This window comes from Jannaschia seosinensis (assembly GCF_001408515.1).
Lineage (GTDB): Bacteria > Pseudomonadota > Alphaproteobacteria > Rhodobacterales > Rhodobacteraceae > Jannaschia > Jannaschia seosinensis.
The window spans coordinates 1-3,201 of sequence record NZ_CYPR01000056.1 but is presented as its reverse complement, the minus strand read 5'-3'; the positions used below and the strand labels follow the sequence as shown (position 1 = coordinate 3,201).

Here is a 3,201-nt window from a genome sequence, read left to right as displayed (position 1 = left end):
TCGACGAGGTCAGGGCCGATCCCGGTCGTTCGCAGGCAAGATGGCTGAGGTTCACGCTGCGCGCGCTGACCATGCCGATGACGATCATGCAAAGCGTCTCCAGACGGCTCTTGCTCAAGTCGAGATCTGGACGCAGGATATTCGTGAGGGCGGAGATGGCGTGGTGAAGCATCGGACGTTTCCTTGGTCGGAGTCGTCCAGTTGAATCCATCCAGCCGCCCTCAGCCAGCACTCTGTCGTGTAGTGTGTTATCCGGGTTAAAGCTTCGGCAGGTCGATGTGCTGCAAGGACAGGGCATGGCGATCTCCGACGCGGTGCGTCAGATTGGCATCACGGAGCCGACGTATTACCGCTGGCGCAAGCAGTATGGCGGGATGAACCGGGACCAGCTCAAGCGGCTCAAGGAGCTTGAGACGGAGAACCAGAGGCTGCGACGCGCGGTGTCGGATCTGACGCTGGACAGTGAGGCGCAAGCCGCCATCGGTCCGAGGACAATGGCGAGCGAGCGCCGCGCCTGCCGCACGCTCGGGCAGCACCGCTCGACGCGAGCCGCAGGGTTCCCTGCGGCACACCGGACGAGAAACGGCTGACGGAAGACATCATCGAGCTGACGCGCGCCCACGGGCGATACGGCTATCGGATGATCACCGGACTGCTGAACAACGCCGGGTGGCATGTGAGCCACAAGCGCCCCTCTCGGCAGCATGCTGCGCATGCGCCTGCCGGGCAACGGTCGAGCGGATATGGCGACGCGAAGGGCTGAAGGTCCCGCAAAAACAGGCAAAGAAGGGCAGGCTCTGGCTGAACGGCGGATCGTGCGTCAGGCTCCGGCCAGAGCGCCCGAACCACATCTGCACCTCACGATTTCGGCCAGGATCGGACGCATGACGGGCGGGTGTTCCGAACGCTCAACAACGAGACCTTGTCCGCCATTGGTCCGAGGGCAATGGTCGAGTGACGAGTTCACGAAGGAGGCGCCCCCTTTCGACAGATTTGGCGTTGCCAAATCGCCTGCCGGGCAATGGGTGATCCGTGTCGACCGCAAGCTCAATTCCACCGACGTAGTCGACGCCCTGACGGATCTGTTTATCCTGCGCGGCCCACCCGCATTCATAAGGTCCGACAATGGGGCCGAATTCATCGCCAAGAAGGTGCGCAGCTGGATCGGTGCCGTCGGCGCCAAGACTGCATTCATCGAGCCGGGCTCACCCTGGGAGAACGGCTACTGCGAGAGCTTCAATGTCCGGTTCCGCGACGAATTGCTGAACGCAGAAGTCTTCTATTCGCTCCGGGAGGCCCGGATCCTCATCGAGCGATGGCGCCGCCATCACAACACAGTCAGGCCGCACAGCTCGCTGGGCTATCGCCCGCCAGCACCGGAAACCTTCGTCCCAATGGACCACCGACCGACAATGCACTAACAATCAACCCGGGCCGCTCGATGGGGGCAGTCCAGTCATTTGACGCTGTCGCGTTTAATGACTTTAATTACGCTTCGGCTTGCAAAAGTAAATATTTACGTGCGTAAGACGGCCTTGTTGCACGGAACGCCTGAAGGCTGAGCTCCCCCTTACCCCGAGCGGCTCAGACGATGGGTTCTGTGACGGGGATGCCGAGAGCGATGAAGTGGTTCAGGATGGCGATGCGGACTCGGCGGTCTGGCGATCGAAGGTGAGGCATCGTGCCGCCATCGGTCCGAGGCCGATGGCGAACGGCCATGAGCTTCTGGCCGAGCAGCTTCGTGCAGTTCTTGCACTGACCGGCAGGGTCATGCGTCGCATGATCCCGAGAGGTTTCGCTTCGGCGGTGATAACCGCTCCAGTGCCGCCAGATAGTCCTGCCGAGGCGCTCGATGGCGCGCAAGGCCTCGTTCCTGCCTGCCGCCCCGGGCCTGTCCTTCTTCCACGGCATTCGCCGTTGTCGCTCGGACCGTAGCGTGACCGTCAGTTGACGGCATCCGCAGCGCCGCTGACGGATCGGTCGCCACTTCCCGCGTGATCGATAATCCGCCGCTGGTCCCGGCATCCGCAGCGGCATGCCTGCTCGTTCACGGATGCGTAAGGAGGGCCGCATGTCTGAACGGTCACGCCGGTCGTCTGTTCATCGAAGGCTACCCGGGCTCGGGGCGAGGCCGCGGGCGGCCAGATGCCGATCAATGCGGCAAGGGTTCAAGCGAGGTGAGGACGGCGCCCGAAGGTTGACTGTCGGTCACAGTGGTCCTGCTGGTCGCCGGGCCGCCGATGACGCTCGCCGTCCGTTCCCTTGAAGCATGAGGCTACGCCGCAAAAACGTCTGCCTCATGCGCAGCGCCATAGTCCTTCTGCTGCTCGTCCACTTGGCGCTGCTGTTGACGGTGCGGTGACATTCGCGGCGGACCCGGCAATCCGGCGGCAGGATCTCGCTGCGGTGATCGTAATCGGCTACGGGTGCCTGTTGCTGCGCGATGCGAAAGATGAGGCTGCGCAGGCTATGGCAGAGCCTATCATCAAGTTCTCTTGATGAAGCGCCCTGCCAGCCAAGAACTGCTCAAAAAGCGGCAATTCCGGAAAAATGGCATCATGCGGTTCTGTCTCTCCGGAGAGGCAGGCTGCTCCCACTCCGGGTGATCAGCGTCGGAAGCGGCCCTCCGCTGCGCCTAAAAGAAAAGTGCGCAGTGCGGACTTTGCGGGCTTTCGCGCGCCATGCATGAAGGTCCGTTCCGACCGGGCATAGCTATAAGATACGAGATGCCTCTATGTTCCCCCTCTGCTCCTCAGATGTCACCGTTGAGAGGGTGGAACAGAACGCAATCATGGTCGTCGTAGAATGGTATTAGGGATGCTTAAACTAAGAGCGCCTAACAGAATCTCTTGATCTGGTTCATGCCTATGATGGCGGTTGCGAGCTTGGTGAGGGCCATGTGGATGTCGGCGCGGCGGTCGTAGGGGGTTGCGAGGGTGAGGCTCGCCGAACGAACTGAGCGAACCACGCGAAGGTGCGCTCGACGACCCATTGATGGCGGCCGAGCTTGGTGGAGGTCTCGAGCCCGCGACGCGCGATGCGGGGGATGATGGAGCGGGCCCGGCATTCCTTCCGGCACCGGCGGTGATCGTAGGCCTTGTCCGTTACCCGGCAGGGTATCGCGCAGCGATGTCCCGAGAGGGGGTGTGCAGCTTGCCCGGGCGCTTGCGGGGACGGCCGCGCCGTCCCGACCGCACCCCC

At 62.7% G+C, this 3,201-nt stretch carries 1 protein-coding gene and 3 pseudogenes; 2 read left to right on the top strand and 2 right to left on the bottom strand.

Translation table 11 applies throughout. The features are described 5' to 3' along the window. Nucleotides 1-233 precede the first annotated feature (233 nt). A pseudogene (locus JSE7799_RS22255) lies at nucleotides 234-1,421 on the top strand (integrase core domain-containing protein). 163 nt (nucleotides 1,422-1,584) lie between these two features. Here JSE7799_RS22255 and JSE7799_RS05280 read toward each other — a convergent pair. Then, nucleotides 1,585-1,923, bottom strand: a pseudogene (locus JSE7799_RS05280) (hypothetical protein); the annotation flags it as partial. Between the two features lie 339 nt (nucleotides 1,924-2,262). On the opposite strand from JSE7799_RS05280, the gene JSE7799_RS21255 reads away from it, so the two are divergent. Then, a complete protein-coding gene (locus JSE7799_RS21255) occupies nucleotides 2,263-2,499 on the top strand; it encodes a hypothetical protein (protein ID WP_222101707.1) in 237 nt (78 codons plus the stop codon). A 337-nt stretch (nucleotides 2,500-2,836) separates the two neighbouring features. On the opposite strand, the pseudogene JSE7799_RS19565 reads toward JSE7799_RS21255, so the two are convergent. Continuing rightward, a pseudogene (locus tag JSE7799_RS19565) lies at nucleotides 2,837-3,201 on the bottom strand (hypothetical protein); the annotation flags it as partial.